Origin of the sequence: Bacillus sp. FSL R9-9410, from assembly GCF_038050385.1 — a bacterium.
GTDB lineage: Bacteria > Bacillota > Bacilli > Bacillales > Bacillaceae_G > Bacillus_A > Bacillus_A cereus_U.
The window spans coordinates 670001-683911 of sequence record NZ_JBBOTV010000001.1 but is presented as its reverse complement, the minus strand read 5'-3'; the positions used below and the strand labels follow the sequence as shown (position 1 = coordinate 683911).

Here is a 13911-nt window from a genome sequence, read left to right as displayed (position 1 = left end):
TAAGATGTTTTTTCATCCTATTCTCTATCGTCATTACGCTCTTGTTGTTTTTTCTCTGTCATACGTTTTTGATATGCACGATCCTTCGCGCTTACATGATTTGCATCAGTTGGAAGATTTTCTTTTGAACGACCAATTCCATTGCTCATCTGTTCCCCTCCTTTTTACAAACTTCAAAATGCACCTTTATTTTCAGCTAAAAGCACAATCCTTATACAAAAAAATAAGAGCAGCCAGTAGCTGCTCTTATTCATTCACGTATTTTTGAAACATATCATGGATGCCTTGATTTACGAGGTTCGAGATCTGTTCGTCAGATTTATTCGGATAACGATCACGCAATCTGATAGATGCCTTCACCATTAAATTTTCTAATACAGAACGGCCACCTTCTCCATAAATAATTTCAGCATACTTAACAAGTCTTCCATCCTCTAATGTTGCTGGATTATGATTGAAGAAAAATTTACTCATTGTCTCCACCTCTCCCTTTGATAACGTTTACATTTATATAGATTATTTATGTTATTTATTTCACAATATTGTATGCATGTATATTTAATTAGTTTCATTATAAAGCAACATATCAATAGTAATTATGTGATTTTCCGTCCATTTTGTGAACAAACCAAAAAAATGAAAGCGTTTCCTTTATTATATACTAAAAAAACTTACCACGCTAGGGACAATTTTTTTAATCTACTAATCATCTACTTTTCTTTTTTTTATTAAACCTTATACAATTTTCAGAAATTATATTATAAAATATATGTATGACTTAAGGAGGATTTGTATGAATCAAAATAAAAAAGCTATATTAGATCTTGTCTTTTATCTCGTATTCCCATTCCTCATTTGGAAATTTGCAAAACCTTATATCGATCCTTATTACGCAATGTTAATTTCCTCTGTTCCGGGAATTATTTATACACTGTATACCTTTAAAAAAGAAAAACAGTTTAACGTTACAGGGTTCTTTATTTTAATTACACTCATTTCTAATACAACGGTAGACTTAATATCTGGATCAGCGGAACGAATGCTATGGAATGATGCATATTATCATATCGTACTTGGCTGCATCGTTATATGTACAATCTTTATAAAAAAACCAATTATGTTATATTTCGCTGCGGACATCGCAGCGCTGCAAGGTCATGACCGCGATAAAAGTCGTGAGCTTTACCGGGATAGTCGCATATATCCAGCACTGCAATATTTAACACTATTTTTCGGTCTTCAATTTATATTAAAAAGTTTCTTGAAAATCTATTTCATCTCTGTTTTCGGTGTAGATGGATATGGTGAAATGAGAGCTATTATGACCGCTGTTGGGTGGGGCATTTCTATTTGTATCGGAATTGGATTTGTATGGGTAAACAATAAAATACATGCGGTTACTGAAGAAAAAGAATCTGTGCAATAAACAAAAATCCCCTAGCATCTTGTTATACTAGGGGATTTTTGTTTTGCTAAACATATTACGAAAAAGTTAGCTTGATTTTTTTCTTTTATTTTTTACATTTCGATAAAACAAAGCAGCACTCAGTGGCATAACACCAAACCATTTATTTAAGAATGGCTCTTTCTCCGCACGACGTTGTTGTTTCTGTTGTTTTCGATCCTCTTTTGGAGCATCCATATATGACACAAATTGCTGTGTCACAAAGCGTACATAATCATTAGTAGACATATTATCATCACCTCTACTTGATTAGTATGTCCACTTTTTTATTCATTAATCTTTTGCTTTAATTCATTCATAATTTGCTTTACCGACTTATTTGTCGTATCGATATGAATATCAGCCTCTTCATAATAAGCTCGGCGCGATTCAAATTTCGTTACAAATGCATCTATATCTTTCTTCTGAAATAGTGGACGTGTCGTATCTTCACGAAGCCTTTCTGCAATTACATGTGGATCGCAATATAAATACACAACAGTTCCATTTTCCTTCATCCACTTTCGATTTTCCTCTCGTTCAATAATTCCTCCACCAGTTGTAATAATTACATTCTGAACCGGTAGTGAACGTAACATTTCACTTTCATATTCCCGAAAAGCCATTTCGCCTTCTTCTGCAAAAATATGCCGAATCGCTTTCTCTTTCTGCTCTTCGATTTTTTGATCTGTATCTACAACTTCCATATGGAGTTCTTTACTTAACGCTTTTCCAATTGTTGTTTTCCCAGCTCCCATATAGCCGGTTATGTATATAGATTTCATTTTCGTTCCTCTCAATCATCCGTTATTATTTGTTATTATAACGAAAGATACTACTTTATTTAATAAAAAAACGTTTTGTTCTTTTTATGAAGAACAAAACGTAACATACTCGCTATTTTCTCGCAATCAAACAAGCTGGCTCACTTTTACTTATAAGTACCTCTTCTCACCCACTGCGTTGCAACCCATTTCTCGCCTTTCGTTACAGGTGCTCCTCCATGTAACGTAAGCTCATTTAGTGATTGATCTTGATAAAAATACTCAAAGTATACTGCCATTCCCTTTCTAGGGTGTACAGAAAGATTTAATTTCGGAAAGAATGTCTCCCCGCCTTCCTCTACATCATTTAAGTACATCACAAGAGTACTTATACGATTATTAGCAGCTGATCTACTATGTTCCGCAAAATAATCATAGTGCGCTTTATATTCTTGATCCACTTCATAATTTAAAATGTGCAATCCTTCTCCATGTGCTACAGGAACATTCATGATAGATGAAATTCGTTTTTCAATCTTGGAAGTTAGTTCATTCTCTTCCAAAAATGCACCGCTACTCGTTCGAATATCATTTACATTACGTGACGAACCAATTTTAGACCGCTCTATTTTGTTTTTAGACAATTCGATTAATCCGTCACATTCTTCATCACTTAATACATTTGCTAATACGACAATAAGGGGTTCTTCGAATTTTGAAATAATTTGTATTTCCCTATCTTCTGTCATAATCGTATTTCCTTTATGATCAAAAATAGTTTGTTCCTTATTTTCACCTATTTGATTGTTAGTTGTCATTTCCTTATCTCCCTAGAAAAAATGATTGGATAGCATGAATATATCATATTCTTTCTACCTTTCTCTTTTTTGAGAAAATTTAAACTTTTAACTATCCTTTTTATCCCTTTCCACAAAAAAATTGACTCTCAACACATTGTAAATTAATGCTTCTCCCCCGCGTATTTTACACATTATCCTTCTACCCAATCCAATATTTTATTATCCCTTTTCCTATAGCGAAAGCTCACTTTGTAGAAAACTCTCTTTTTTGTAACACATTGCAATGAAATGTTAATAACATCATTTTCAAAGACGTACTTTCCACTCACTTCTCCTCTTTCATACTGAAATAAAAAGACATCCTCTTTTTCTTTTTGCTGTAAGTCTCTTTTTATATCTGAAATAGCTCGATCAACAAGTTCCTCCATGAAAAAACTTTGTTCTATTTCAGAATAGAATTTTTTATCCGAAAGTAACATATTCGTTTCGTACATCAAAAAAGAAATGAATAAAATAAGAAAAATAATTGTTCCTGGCATTGCAAATCCATCTTGTTTTCTCATGTTTCTATCTCAATTTCACTATAGCGTACAGCCACGCCTTCATATATTTCACCACTTATATCTTTCACATATATATAGAGCAAATGAGGTGTTAATTTATACGAAATCGCTTCAATCCTTTGCAATATAGATTCCCTTCCGCGCATATTTACTTTTCTTATTAAATTACTATTCACTTTTTCATATGTCACCTCATCGCCATTACGAAGTTGGAAGCGCAAAATATGTTCATCATTTTCTAGTGCTATCTTCCTCCCTCTTAATACTTCACGAAACTCTAATTGCATTTGTCCTAAAAACACATCCCACTCCCATTCATTTAATCCTTTTGAATGTGTATTTTCTATCCCCATAATCTGAAGACGTGGTAAAAGTAAAAAGAACATTGATAAAAGCAACAAACATGCAATCATTTCTATTAACGTAAATCCCGCTTCCTTTTTACCTTTTCTCTGCATAAAGGCATTGCTCCATCGCTTTTCCTCTCATATCTTTCCACATCGTACAAACTTCATCTCCTCTCCAATATGTGTAATATACAATTCCTTTTATGACTTGCTCTTTTTCTCGCTTTTCCTCATTCTCATACATAAATAAGGCCGCTTCTTTTTTTAATAGTATTAATGCTTTATAGCTCATTTTTATATTTTTTCTTTCTTGCATAATTAATAATGTTTGCGGGAGCAATAACGATACCGCCATCATTATTAAACTTAACGCTACAACCATTTCAACCATTACTGATCCTTTTTGACACTTCACGATACGTAAATCTCCCTCTTCCAAGCTGAAATACAATCTCATATTTATACCCTCGATAGGAAAGTAAAATCGTACCACCTCTATTAATATTCCCGCTCGGATTATATGTCATCGGATTTGGAAAGGTATGCAAATCAATTTGGACATCTTTATCATATTCTCTCTTAACAATTAAAAAGTCCGTCTCCGATTCCGAAATATAATACATCTGTTTCCCTTTAAACCAGCGTAACGTATAATGTTTTTGACGCTTAATCGCCAACTGCTGCATATACAAAATATCATTTGAAAACTGTTTCAAAAACTGCTCGGCTCTTTGTTTTTCATATAATGAAGTAACATTAAAATGCGTAACAACACTCAGTACAGAAATAGCAAATAAGACAAGTAGCATTTCTAAAAGCGTAAAACCTTTTTGTTTCACGATTTCCCGGCTGTTACTTTGCCATCATCAGAAATATGGATTGGTTCACCTTTCGGGCAAGTTTTAGAAGTAATATACTTTTCTGTTTCAAGTTCCTCTATTGATGGAATCTTATTATGTTGCAATTGATATGCTTGTATTTGTGCTTCTATAGATTTCACATAGGCTGTACATCCTTTTCCTTGCACGGATGAGCGCTGTGTAACTACATTTGGAATAATTAATAGTAATAATACAGTTATGACAACCATAACTAATAACATTTCTAAAAGAGTAAAACCTTCCTCATTCTGCATGTAAATCCCCCCTAAATTGAATTCATCATTTGAAACATCGGCATAATCATCGCTAAGTACATCAGAATGACTATAACCCCAAGACATGTAAATAAAATGGGTTGAATCACAAATAACATACGTTTAATTTTTTGTTCTACCTTTTCAATAATGTGCTCACTGTAATCACCAAGCTCATTTGCTAAATTACCGTTTGCTTGTCCATGCGTAATGATATAAGCAAGTTCTTTCTCGTAATAACCGCTTTTATCAATAATAGATTGTAACGGTTCTCCTGCAATTAATTGCCGCTCAATTCGGGCTGCTTCATACTGAAAGAACGGATGATACTTTTGCTTCATCATTATTGTTAATGCTTCGTGCACTGACAATCCACCGTGTAATAAACCACTTAATTGAGCGGAAAAATAATGCGAATGATTTAAAATAGAAAATGTTTTCATAAGGGGAATACGGATCATAATCTTTACCTGTTGAGTAGGCGGAAGTTTTCGGAAATAAAATATATATAAACTAAATCCCGTTATAACGATAAGAAAAATGATATAAATGAAGTAGGGTAATAATTTAATTGCAACTAAAATTTGCTCCGTAAGTGGTGGTGCTGTAGAACGTAAAGAACTATACATCATTTCAAACTGAGGCAATAAAATGAGGTTAAAAACAGAAAGCATAATCATTAAAAAAAATGATAAAAACATAGGATATTGCATTACTTTCATCATATCTTTCCTATATTTATCCTTCTTGTAAAGAAGTACACTCCCTTGTTGCAAAGCAAAAGAAATATCACCGTGTCGCTCTGCATAAAACAAATAACTTAACACCTCCGGATGAAACATTAATTGATGAAAAGAAGCGTGCAAACTTTGTCCATTTTTCAATCCCTCGATCATATGCTGTAACTGTAATTTCTTCCCTAACGGTAGTTGAAACTGCAAAAATTCTAACGCCTGTAAAAGTGAGTAACCTTTCTCTAATAAATCACTTAATCTTTTCCATAGTAATACTTGATCACTTAAACTCCATTTTCTCTTAAACATATACATCTTCTTCTAAAAATCCTAAAGCATACCCTTTTCGCACCGACGATTCCAACGTTTCATAGTGATACGTAACATGTTCTCCACTTGCTTCTTTAATCGCTTGTTTTAATTCATATCCATATAACAGTTCATAAATGCTTGCCTGCCTCACTTGCCTCATTGATTTACATAAAGTTGAACACTTCCCTCTGCAAAACGGACATTTTAATTCAACGAGTCGCTGAGCAGCTACAGCCAATAATGATTGTTCAATTTCTTGCCTTGTAATACCATAATCCATAAATCGTAGTATCGCTCCTTTCGCATCATTTGTATGCAAGGTTGTCATCACTAAATGTCCCGTCAAACTGGCCCTTACAGCTACTTTCGCTGTTTCTTCATCACGAATTTCGCCAACTAAAATAATATCTGGATCGTGACGCAAAATAGCCTTTAATCCCGTTTCATATGTGATACCAGCTTTTTCATTTATTTGAATTTGTAATAAACCGTCTTTTCTTCTCTCAACTGGATCTTCCAGAGTAACAATACGACGTGTTTCTCCTTTTCTAGCTACTTCTAATAACGCGTACATTGTCGTCGTTTTCCCAGAACCAGTCGGCCCAGTAAATACGAGTAACCCATGCGAATGCTTTAAAAAAGAGAGTAATTTTTCCGCTGTACTTGGAAATAACGAAAGATGAGACAATGGCTGAACAGATGCTTGTAAATGGAGACGAATAACTAGACTTTCTTGATATACTGTTGGAAGTGTTGAAAGGCGTAAATACACTTCTGATCCATCAATTTGCAAATATAATGAACCATTTTGAGGCTTTCTCCTCTCTCCTATATCCATTGATGCTAAAAACTTAAAGTGCGAAACAAGCTTTTCTCCAAATTCCTTTTCAATACACCGTTTCGTAATTAAATCTTTCCCTATACGTAATTGAATCGCCACATCCTTCTGCCTGGGCACAATATGTAAGTCTGATGCTTGCACCCTACAAGCTTCTTTCATAATCATATTTGCAAAAAGCTCGACACTATTCATCAAGTTTCCCTCCTCACTATGTATATATCATAAAAAAATGCTCAAGAAAAATTAGAGATTTTGTATTTTCACTAAGAGAAAAAGGAAAAATATGTTTGTGAAATTATGAACAATTTCCGAATTATTGTCTGAAATTACCTATATAGCAGTTTATCTGTATTATAATGTTAATATCTTGGATAAAGTGATAAAGGTGGAGATCCTCATGGAACAAGCTTTAAAAATTACAGGTGTATTATCTGACCCTACTCGTTATTACATTTATAAATATATTTCGCAAAAACATAATTACGTAACTGTACAAGAAATTGCAGATGAGTTTGACATTCATCCAAACGTAGCGCGTTTACATTTATCTAAATTAGAAGATGTTAATATGCTCAAATCAGAAACAAAAAAAACTGGGAAAGGCGGCAGACCAAGCAGACTATACGTCTTGTCTCAAGATGTCATCCAATTACAATTCCCATTTCGTGATTATCAATTATTAGCGCAGATAGCATTTAATTCACTGCTAAGCTTAGGTAGCGCTGGTGAAAAAGCGCTATATGAAACAGGGAAACAATTCGGCAAAGAATTAATGCAACAACATATGCATCGCTTAAATGTAAGTGCAGAAGCATTGACGATAGAACAAAAAATGCTAATCGCAAAAGAAGCATTCTCAACAGCTGGTTTATCTCCTGCTTTTGAAATAAGTACGGATGGTACAAAAATTTTCTATGATGTACACAATTGCCCATTTAAAGAAATTGCTGCGCATCATCCGACTGAAATTTGTAATATGCACGGAGATATGATGAAGGGGATTTTTGAAATCCTATTCCCGAACGTGGAATTAACACGAAACGATAGTCTACTAGATGGATGCAAATCTTGTAACTATAAAGTTCAAATTTAGTTTTTCAATTAAGAAGAAGTCAATATTATAATTGGCTTCTTTCTTTTATATGAATGAATATTTACAATAGTTAGAAAAATAAACTATAATGAAGAGAGGTTTTACTTTTTTTGAAAAGGAGGGAGATGGCATGGAGCGCATGTTTCGCGTTCTCGGCTTTTGGACTGGAATTTTCTCGGTTATGTTTTACGTAGGGGATATGCATTCGACCGCACTACTATTTTTAGGACAAACAGGATTCTTCGTACTTTTAAGTTATTTAAAATTAACAGAGCGTATGTATATATACGTATTCGGGGCATATTTAACCGTTTTCTTCATCGGATTTACATGGTACACAACATTTTTACTTGTCCCTGGAGCTGGTCATTAAGAGATGGCAAATTGCCATCTTTTTTTTAATTCCGCAATTCCCTAGTTGACTTATAGGTTTTATTACCTTATATTCTATATAACACATTGGAATTAGGGGGAATTAACATGAATACACTGCTTGTCGGAATTAACATCACAGTCATGCTCATTTTAGTTGGCGTATTGTATTATATGCAACGTAAGCATGTATCTTTTAATAAACGTGTATTTACTGCTTTAGGAGTCGGAATTATCTTCGGTCTTATATTACAATTTATTTATGAGCCTACTTCTAAAGTAATTATTGAATCAAATACCTGGTTTAGTTTAATTGGTAACGGTTATGTGAAATTACTTCAAATGATCGTTATGCCACTTATTTTAGTATCTATTATTTCAGCATTTACAAAATTACAATTAACGAAAAACCTTGGTAAAATCAGTGGTCTTATTATCGGAATTTTAATTCTTACTACAGGAATTGCCGCAGCTGTCGGTATAGCTGCAAGCGCAGGATTTGATGTATCAGCAACAGGATTACAACAAGGTGATGCAGAATCTGCTCGTCTGAAATTAGTAGAAGAAAGATTTACTTCTATTGAAAAGACAACAATTCCAGATAAATTATTAGAATTGTTGCCTACAAATCCGTTTCTTGATTTAACAGGTGCTCGTCCAACATCAACAATTTCTGTTGTAATATTTGCAGCCTTTATCGGGATTGCCTTTATAGGTGTAAAACGAAAATATCCCGAACAAGCAGAGCTATTTAAGAAGATGCTTGATGCTGTGTATGCAATCGTAATGCGTATGGTAACATTAATTTTACGTCTTACTCCATACGGCGTATTAGCTCTTATGGCAAAGACAGTTGCTGGTAGTGATGTGAATGCCATTTTAAAACTTGGTAATTTCGTTTTAGCATCTTACGTAGCACTTATCGTAATGTTTATCATTCACTTATTATTAATCGCGCTATCTGGTTTAAATCCGATTCAATATTTGAAAAAAGTTTTCCCTGTATTAACATTTGCATTCACTTCTCGCTCTAGTGCTGGTGCAATGCCATTAAATATTGAAGCCCAAAAAGAAAAGCTTGGTATTTCTGAAGGAATCGCTAACTTCGCTGCATCCTTTGGGGTATCTATCGGTCAAAACGGTTGCGCAGGTATTTATCCAGCAATGCTTGCTATGATGGTCGCTCCAACTGTAGGAATTGATCCATTACAACCACAATTTATTTTAACTTTAATCGCTGTCGTTGCTATTAGCTCATTCGGTGTTGCCGGCGTTGGTGGCGGTGCAACATTCGCAGCGTTAATCGTACTATCTACAATGAACTTACCAATCGGCATTGTCGCTCTAGTTATCTCAGTTGAACCATTAATCGATATGGGGCGTACAGCTCTTAACGTAAGTGGTTCTATGACAGCAGGTCTTATTTCTAGTAAATGGCTTGGTGAATTAGATCAAGATACGTACAATCAAGACGATGTAAAAACTGGTGAAATTGCTTCATAATAAAAAAGGACGCTAACAGTTGATTATGTTAGCGTCTTTTTTATTATGTTCCATCTCTATACATCTTATCTTGAAAGTTATCACTCCAAGTATTCTTCTAGTTGCTCTTTTAACTCCTCTTCAATCTCATAGTAAGATTCATCAACAAGTTCCCCTATTTTCTTACTCCCCAAAATCCTCGATTGAATTGGCATTCCTAAAAAAATATTTTCGTATTTCCAAATTGGAATATTATAAAATCCAATCATCTCTTTTTCTTCATCTAATATAGCTATGGCAACTGATGAATAATAACCCACCTCAAAAGGATGCTCTTTATCTTTAACAAGTTCCATAGATAGTTCCATGTTTTTCTCTATGTATAAATATGAATACTCTTTAAAAAGTTCCAGTGATATTCGCTCTATTTCATTCTCCATACATTGAATCTTCTCTTTCAACTCCAATGTAAGCTCCTGTGCTTTATATTTCATTTCCGCCTCCTGAAACATAGAAAAAGAGAATACAATAACATATTCTCTTTTCTCAAATATATTTCACTATCTCACAGCCCGTCCTTTTACAAATAACCATTTTGCTCGCACCATGTATGAAATTGTCCTACATCTACTCCAACTAACACGATATCCTTTAGCTCTACAGCAATACTTTGTTCCCCAATTACAATAGCAAAGTGGGTTTCTAATTGTTTTTCATTTTTCTTTACAGTTCCAATTCGGTTCCGATGCGGCCCATCTTTTATATATGCTTTTTGTCCTACAATATCAAAGTTCAAGATTCTCACCTCTTTTACTGCGCTCAAATTGGAAATACAATCTCCACCTCGGAAAATTTCCTTTCATTGCACTATTTCTCTATATATATGACGAAACAATAAAAGAGTCCTTCCTTCTTTACAATTATTTTTTCTTTGTTTCATTTTTATGATTAAAACGTAAAGTTTATAATAAAATACACTTGGAAGCGCTTTCTAAGTAATTTTTTATGTTATAATATAAAAGTAGAACTTCGCAAAGAGGGTTAAAAAATGAATACAAACATGATTAAAAAAGTAATTGAAGCATTAAAAGTATATGGCTTTCAGGATGTATCATTCTGTGAAGAAACGAAGCAATTTTTATTTCATAACGAAACCGATATTATGAGCGGTTATGCAGAAATAACATATAGTAGTCAATTCGAAAAATTTAACGTACAAATTCATCCAATTGAAACGCATCACCAAGCAGAGTTACAAGAAGTTGAAAGACATATACAAGCTTGCATACGAAAAGTAGAGTATTTAAACGCACTTCTTACTGGACAAACAAAGCTAGATGATAAAATTATTATTATGTAAAAAAAAGAACGTGAAGCTATCACGTTCTTTTTTTAAACACCCATCTTTTCTTTTAAATGCAAACCTGTTACAGACTCTAATACATCCATTGTTTCTTCAAGCTTCATATCAAAAATTGTCTTCTCTTCTATATACGGAAACTGTCTAAAACGCTTTTCTAACATTTTCACCGCATCCGATGTGAAATTTGCGCTATCAATGCCAAATTCTGTTTCAAGAAGCACGATCCAATCTAACACATGAAAACCTAATCCATTTACGAATGAAATCAGTTTTTCTTCTGGCTGTGAAGCTAAGAATACGTTGCGCTCCATCTCACTAAAAAGTTCTTCTCCTAAAATTCCTGCTAACTCATCATCATGTTCGCGTTCAATAATCTCTTCATAACCGTAATCATCAACAATCTCTTCTACTTCTTCACTATCTGCAAAAAGTAATTGACTAAGAATTGCATCTTTCTTAAATTCACTGTTTTGTACAACCTCTAAAAAACTTGTTTCCCATCCATTTTCTAATTTCATATTTATAACTCCTTTATATGCTTTACTTATAATAACTGTGCCCAAAATAGCCTAATGGTAACCTTCACTCTTTTTTTGCAAGAAATATTTCTCGCTACATTCCCACGTCTAACATTCCACTTTATTCAATATATATGAGACAAGCCCCTCAATTTCTCCTTCGAAAATATCAACTTCTCGTAAATGGTAGAATGTAGTTTGCAACTCATTGCCCTTGTGATATATATAAATTTTCTTTTCTAAAGCAATTGCCATCCCTAATTCTGTATGACTTCCATTCCCACCCTCTAGTATGAGTAAGAAAACATCAGCTTCTCGGATCGCTTTTTGTTCTTCTTCACCAATTTTTTGCAATTGTTCTCTATTGGTTGCTCTTTCATTTTTCGTCCAATCATATGTATGCTGCCATCCCACTTCTTTCAACTGGCTTGATACGAAACGTACAAGATGTTTATTTTGAAATCCTGAAGCAATATAAAATTTCATTTATATCCACTCCTTAAATATGTATGGGAAAACTCCTTTTTAGCGTTAATGGGATTTCCAAAAAAAAATCCCCATCTTTAGAACTTATTTTCGTTTCAATGATGGGGTGCTTCATGGTCTTCTTTTATTTTTTTCTTTTTATAACTTTCATCAGCTAACATTTCTAGTTCAGCTGTTATTTCTGATTTTTCAAGCTCTCGTTCTTGTGAAAATTTCCGTGAAATATAAACAATAACACTACCAACGTACAACACAAAGCATATAATAAGTGCAGTATTTTCATAGAGACTTAGCTCCAACACAGTCACTCCTAATCCATTCGTATTTTCACGCTTAATCAATTGGAATTTCCCTATTAACCATTTGTTATCCCGCATTAACGGGCAGTAAGACCCCCACCTCAAAATTCAGCGAAAACAAAGAAGTTAGGTGTGGGATTAACTGCCCGTAAAAGCCCGATTGGTGAGGGCTAATAATCAGTGGGGATGAACCCCCCACTGATTAAAGTTTCACTTTATTGTAACATAAAAATATCAATTCTTGGAATCTTTCATCCTACTAAAAAAGACATGATTGTTTAATCATGCCTCTGAAATATGTTGAATGATAGTTTTAATCGCTTCTTTTCCATTATATTTTTTTAATGCTGTTTTATACATCTCATTATTATGAGATAGCTCTTCTATATGCTTTATAAGCGAGTTCACCGTTACATCCTCTTCGTATAATACCGATGCATACCCTTGTCTTTCAAAGGATTCAGCATTTAAAATTTGATCTCCACGGCTTGCAAATTTCGATAACGGAATTAAAACCATTGGCTTTTGCATTGTTAAAAATTCAAAAATCGCATTGGATCCCGCACGTGAAATAACAAAATCTGTTGCTGCTAATATATCCGGCAACTCTCCATGTATATATTCAAATTGTCTATATCCTTCTTTATTTTGTAAGGATTCATCAAGATTTCCTTTTCCGCAAAGATGCACAATTTGATAATTTTTCAGAAGATCTGGAAGTGCCGATCGAACCGTTTCATTAATTTTCTTTGCTCCTAAACTTCCTCCCATAACAGTAATAACTGATTTCTTCCGGGAAAACCCTAGAAACTTTAAACCTTTTTCAAGATTTCCTCTTAGTACGTCTTCACGTACAGGTGATCCTGTATATATTACTTTTTCTTTCGGTAAGTGCTTCGCAGCTTCTTCAAATGTAACAAATATTTTCGAGGCAAAACGGAGCGCAATTTTATTTGCTAGTCCAGGTGTCATATCAGATTCATGTAATAAAACTGGCACCCTATTTAGCCATCCTCCAATTACGACTGGTACGGATACGAAACCACCTTTTGAAAAAATAACATCCGGTTTTAGTTTACGAATTGTTACGTACGCATCCATAACACCCTTCATCACGAGAAAAGGATCTTTTATATTTTTTAAATCAAAATAACGACGTAGCTTCCCGCTTGCAATACTATGATACGGAATTCCTTCTTTTTCTATAATCGTTTTCTCAATCCCTTGATGAGAACCAATATAAGAGATATCCCATTTCTGCTTTTGTAAATGTGGAATAATTGCTAAATTAGGCGTTACATGCCCTGCCGAACCGCCACCTGTAAAGACTATTTTTTTCATACGTCTCCCCCTTCTAC

23 protein-coding genes and 1 pseudogene are annotated in these 13911 nt (G+C 33.9%); 6 read left to right on the top strand and 18 right to left on the bottom strand.

From position 1 onward, the window contains the following. Positions 1-17: 17 nt before the first annotated feature. Together MKX77_RS03755 and MKX77_RS03750 are read right to left on the bottom strand one after the other, a co-directional pair. Positions 18-149, bottom strand: coding sequence for a hypothetical protein (locus tag MKX77_RS03755; protein WP_000064671.1), 132 nt, complete (start codon positions 147-149; stop codon positions 18-20). Between the two features lie 97 nt (positions 150-246). After that, positions 247-474, bottom strand: a complete 228-nt coding sequence (locus MKX77_RS03750; RefSeq protein ID WP_000032698.1) for a hypothetical protein — start codon at positions 472-474, stop codon at positions 247-249. Positions 475-546: 72 nt separating this feature from the next. Between MKX77_RS03750 and MKX77_RS03745 the strand changes: the two are divergent. Further along, positions 547-665 (top strand): annotated as a pseudogene (locus tag MKX77_RS03745) (GTP pyrophosphokinase). Between the two features lie 128 nt (positions 666-793). Further along, positions 794-1426, top strand: a complete 633-nt coding sequence (locus MKX77_RS03740) for a VC0807 family protein (protein ID WP_215554185.1) — start codon at positions 794-796, stop codon at positions 1424-1426. 66 nt (positions 1427-1492) lie between these two features. On the opposite strand, the gene MKX77_RS03735 is transcribed toward MKX77_RS03740, so the two are convergent. The 10 genes from MKX77_RS03735 to comGA all read right to left on the bottom strand — a co-directional run bounded on the left by MKX77_RS03735 (position 1493) and on the right by comGA (position 7132). Next, positions 1493-1693 carry a YqzE family protein gene (locus tag MKX77_RS03735; RefSeq protein ID WP_002015009.1) on the bottom strand — a complete coding sequence of 67 codons (201 nt, stop codon included), beginning with the start codon at positions 1691-1693 and terminating at the stop codon, positions 1493-1495. Between the two features lie 38 nt (positions 1694-1731). Next, positions 1732-2229 (bottom strand): shikimate kinase, encoded by a 498-nt coding sequence (locus tag MKX77_RS03730; protein ID WP_098778899.1) that lies wholly within the window; start codon positions 2227-2229, stop codon positions 1732-1734. 146 nt (positions 2230-2375) lie between these two features. Next, entirely contained in the window at positions 2376-3026 is a 651-nt protein-coding gene (locus MKX77_RS03725) for a 2OG-Fe(II) oxygenase (RefSeq protein ID WP_215554186.1), read from the bottom strand. Between the two features lie 173 nt (positions 3027-3199). Then, the gene (comGG, locus tag MKX77_RS03720) at positions 3200-3571 is read right to left on the bottom strand and encodes a competence type IV pilus minor pilin ComGG (protein WP_215554187.1); all 372 of its coding nucleotides are present in this window, start codon (positions 3569-3571) and stop codon (positions 3200-3202) included. Beyond that, a complete protein-coding gene (comGF, locus tag MKX77_RS03715) occupies positions 3568-4029 on the bottom strand; it encodes a competence type IV pilus minor pilin ComGF (RefSeq protein WP_341305859.1) in 462 nt (153 codons plus the stop codon). The genes comGG and comGF overlap by 4 nt, the downstream gene beginning before the upstream one ends. Then, on the bottom strand, positions 4013-4309 hold the full coding sequence (locus MKX77_RS03710) for a hypothetical protein (RefSeq protein WP_002160491.1): 297 nt from the start codon (positions 4307-4309) through the stop codon (positions 4013-4015). The genes comGF and MKX77_RS03710 overlap by 17 nt, the downstream gene beginning before the upstream one ends. Then, positions 4302-4757, bottom strand: a complete 456-nt coding sequence (comGD, locus tag MKX77_RS03705) for a competence type IV pilus minor pilin ComGD (RefSeq protein WP_341305858.1) — start codon at positions 4755-4757, stop codon at positions 4302-4304. Before comGD ends, MKX77_RS03710 begins: the two co-directional genes overlap by 8 nt. Beyond that, entirely contained in the window at positions 4754-5053 is a 300-nt protein-coding gene (comGC, locus tag MKX77_RS03700) for a competence type IV pilus major pilin ComGC (protein WP_215554190.1), read from the bottom strand. Before comGC ends, comGD begins: the two co-directional genes overlap by 4 nt. An 11-nt stretch (positions 5054-5064) precedes the next feature. Further along, entirely contained in the window at positions 5065-6102 is a 1038-nt protein-coding gene (gene comGB / locus MKX77_RS03695) for a competence type IV pilus assembly protein ComGB (protein ID WP_341305857.1), read from the bottom strand. Further along, positions 6089-7132 carry a competence type IV pilus ATPase ComGA gene (gene comGA / locus MKX77_RS03690; protein ID WP_016106153.1) on the bottom strand — a complete coding sequence of 348 codons (1044 nt, stop codon included), beginning with the start codon at positions 7130-7132 and terminating at the stop codon, positions 6089-6091. The genes comGB and comGA overlap by 14 nt, the downstream gene beginning before the upstream one ends. 205 nt (positions 7133-7337) lie before the next feature. Here comGA and MKX77_RS03685 point away from each other — a divergent pair, with 205 nt between their 5' ends. The 3 genes from MKX77_RS03685 to MKX77_RS03675 all read left to right on the top strand — a co-directional run bounded on the left by MKX77_RS03685 (position 7338) and on the right by MKX77_RS03675 (position 9908). Next, positions 7338-8033 (top strand): helix-turn-helix transcriptional regulator, encoded by a 696-nt coding sequence (locus MKX77_RS03685; protein ID WP_341305856.1) that lies wholly within the window; start codon positions 7338-7340, stop codon positions 8031-8033. A 130-nt stretch (positions 8034-8163) separates the two neighbouring features. Beyond that, the gene (locus tag MKX77_RS03680; protein WP_002015110.1) at positions 8164-8406 is read left to right on the top strand and encodes a DUF2626 domain-containing protein; all 243 of its coding nucleotides are present in this window, start codon (positions 8164-8166) and stop codon (positions 8404-8406) included. Positions 8407-8513: 107 nt separating this feature from the next. Beyond that, positions 8514-9908, top strand: a complete 1395-nt coding sequence (locus tag MKX77_RS03675; protein ID WP_215554193.1) for an L-cystine transporter — start codon at positions 8514-8516, stop codon at positions 9906-9908. A gap of 80 nt (positions 9909-9988) precedes the next feature. Here the strand turns inward: MKX77_RS03675 and MKX77_RS03670 are convergent, their stop codons facing one another. After that, complete coding sequence (locus tag MKX77_RS03670) at positions 9989-10381, bottom strand: hypothetical protein (RefSeq protein ID WP_341305855.1); 393 nt, start codon at positions 10379-10381, stop codon at positions 9989-9991. 86 nt (positions 10382-10467) lie between these two features. Continuing rightward, entirely contained in the window at positions 10468-10683 is a 216-nt protein-coding gene (locus tag MKX77_RS03665; protein ID WP_002160480.1) for a DUF3912 family protein, read from the bottom strand. Between the two features lie 252 nt (positions 10684-10935). Here MKX77_RS03665 and MKX77_RS03660 point away from each other — a divergent pair, with 252 nt between their 5' ends. Then, positions 10936-11247, top strand: coding sequence for a hypothetical protein (locus MKX77_RS03660; protein WP_002111840.1), 312 nt, complete (start codon positions 10936-10938; stop codon positions 11245-11247). 32 nt (positions 11248-11279) lie between these two features. Here MKX77_RS03660 and MKX77_RS03655 read toward each other — a convergent pair whose 3' ends face one another. The 4 genes from MKX77_RS03655 to MKX77_RS03640 all read right to left on the bottom strand — a co-directional run bounded on the left by MKX77_RS03655 (position 11280) and on the right by MKX77_RS03640 (position 13894). After that, positions 11280-11768: a hypothetical protein gene (locus MKX77_RS03655; protein ID WP_341305854.1), complete on the bottom strand. Its 489-nt coding sequence runs from the start codon at positions 11766-11768 to the stop codon at positions 11280-11282. Positions 11769-11876: 108 nt separating this feature from the next. After that, on the bottom strand, positions 11877-12254 hold the full coding sequence (locus MKX77_RS03650) for a nucleoside 2-deoxyribosyltransferase (protein ID WP_341305853.1): 378 nt from the start codon (positions 12252-12254) through the stop codon (positions 11877-11879). A gap of 95 nt (positions 12255-12349) precedes the next feature. Then, positions 12350-12592, bottom strand: coding sequence for a DUF3966 domain-containing protein (locus tag MKX77_RS03645; RefSeq protein ID WP_088099555.1), 243 nt, complete (start codon positions 12590-12592; stop codon positions 12350-12352). A gap of 243 nt (positions 12593-12835) precedes the next feature. Then, complete coding sequence (locus MKX77_RS03640; RefSeq protein WP_215554196.1) at positions 12836-13894, bottom strand: undecaprenyldiphospho-muramoylpentapeptide beta-N-acetylglucosaminyltransferase; 1059 nt, start codon at positions 13892-13894, stop codon at positions 12836-12838. Positions 13895-13911 lie beyond the last annotated feature (17 nt).

Excerpts from the sequence above, each read along its gene's own strand:
- MKX77_RS03755 (WP_000064671.1), bottom strand. The coding sequence starts at position 149 with ATGAGCAATGGAATTGGTCGTTCAAAAGAAAATCTTCCAACTGATGCA.
- MKX77_RS03750 (WP_000032698.1), bottom strand. The coding sequence starts at position 474 with ATGAGTAAATTTTTCTTCAATCATAATCCAGCAACATTAGAGGATGGA.
- MKX77_RS03740 (WP_215554185.1), top strand. The coding sequence starts at position 794 with ATGAATCAAAATAAAAAAGCTATATTAGATCTTGTCTTTTATCTCGTA.
- MKX77_RS03735 (WP_002015009.1), bottom strand. The coding sequence starts at position 1,693 with ATGTCTACTAATGATTATGTACGCTTTGTGACACAGCAATTTGTGTCA.
- MKX77_RS03730 (WP_098778899.1), bottom strand. The coding sequence starts at position 2,229 with ATGAAATCTATATACATAACCGGCTATATGGGAGCTGGGAAAACAACA.
- MKX77_RS03725 (WP_215554186.1), bottom strand. The coding sequence starts at position 3,026 with ATGACAACTAACAATCAAATAGGTGAAAATAAGGAACAAACTATTTTT.
- comGG (WP_215554187.1), bottom strand. The coding sequence starts at position 3,571 with ATGAGAAAACAAGATGGATTTGCAATGCCAGGAACAATTATTTTTCTT.
- comGF (WP_341305859.1), bottom strand. The coding sequence starts at position 4,029 with ATGCAGAGAAAAGGTAAAAAGGAAGCGGGATTTACGTTAATAGAAATG.
- MKX77_RS03710 (WP_002160491.1), bottom strand. The coding sequence starts at position 4,309 with ATGGTTGAAATGGTTGTAGCGTTAAGTTTAATAATGATGGCGGTATCG.
- comGC (WP_215554190.1), bottom strand. The coding sequence starts at position 5,053 with ATGCAGAATGAGGAAGGTTTTACTCTTTTAGAAATGTTATTAGTTATG.
- comGB (WP_341305857.1), bottom strand. The coding sequence starts at position 6,102 with ATGTATATGTTTAAGAGAAAATGGAGTTTAAGTGATCAAGTATTACTA.
- comGA (WP_016106153.1), bottom strand. The coding sequence starts at position 7,132 with ATGAATAGTGTCGAGCTTTTTGCAAATATGATTATGAAAGAAGCTTGT.
- MKX77_RS03685 (WP_341305856.1), top strand. The coding sequence starts at position 7,338 with ATGGAACAAGCTTTAAAAATTACAGGTGTATTATCTGACCCTACTCGT.
- MKX77_RS03680 (WP_002015110.1), top strand. The coding sequence starts at position 8,164 with ATGGAGCGCATGTTTCGCGTTCTCGGCTTTTGGACTGGAATTTTCTCG.
- MKX77_RS03675 (WP_215554193.1), top strand. The coding sequence starts at position 8,514 with ATGAATACACTGCTTGTCGGAATTAACATCACAGTCATGCTCATTTTA.
- MKX77_RS03670 (WP_341305855.1), bottom strand. The coding sequence starts at position 10,381 with ATGAAATATAAAGCACAGGAGCTTACATTGGAGTTGAAAGAGAAGATT.
- MKX77_RS03660 (WP_002111840.1), top strand. The coding sequence starts at position 10,936 with ATGAATACAAACATGATTAAAAAAGTAATTGAAGCATTAAAAGTATAT.
- MKX77_RS03655 (WP_341305854.1), bottom strand. The coding sequence starts at position 11,768 with ATGAAATTAGAAAATGGATGGGAAACAAGTTTTTTAGAGGTTGTACAA.
- MKX77_RS03650 (WP_341305853.1), bottom strand. The coding sequence starts at position 12,254 with ATGAAATTTTATATTGCTTCAGGATTTCAAAATAAACATCTTGTACGT.
- MKX77_RS03640 (WP_215554196.1), bottom strand. The coding sequence starts at position 13,894 with ATGAAAAAAATAGTCTTTACAGGTGGCGGTTCGGCAGGGCATGTAACG.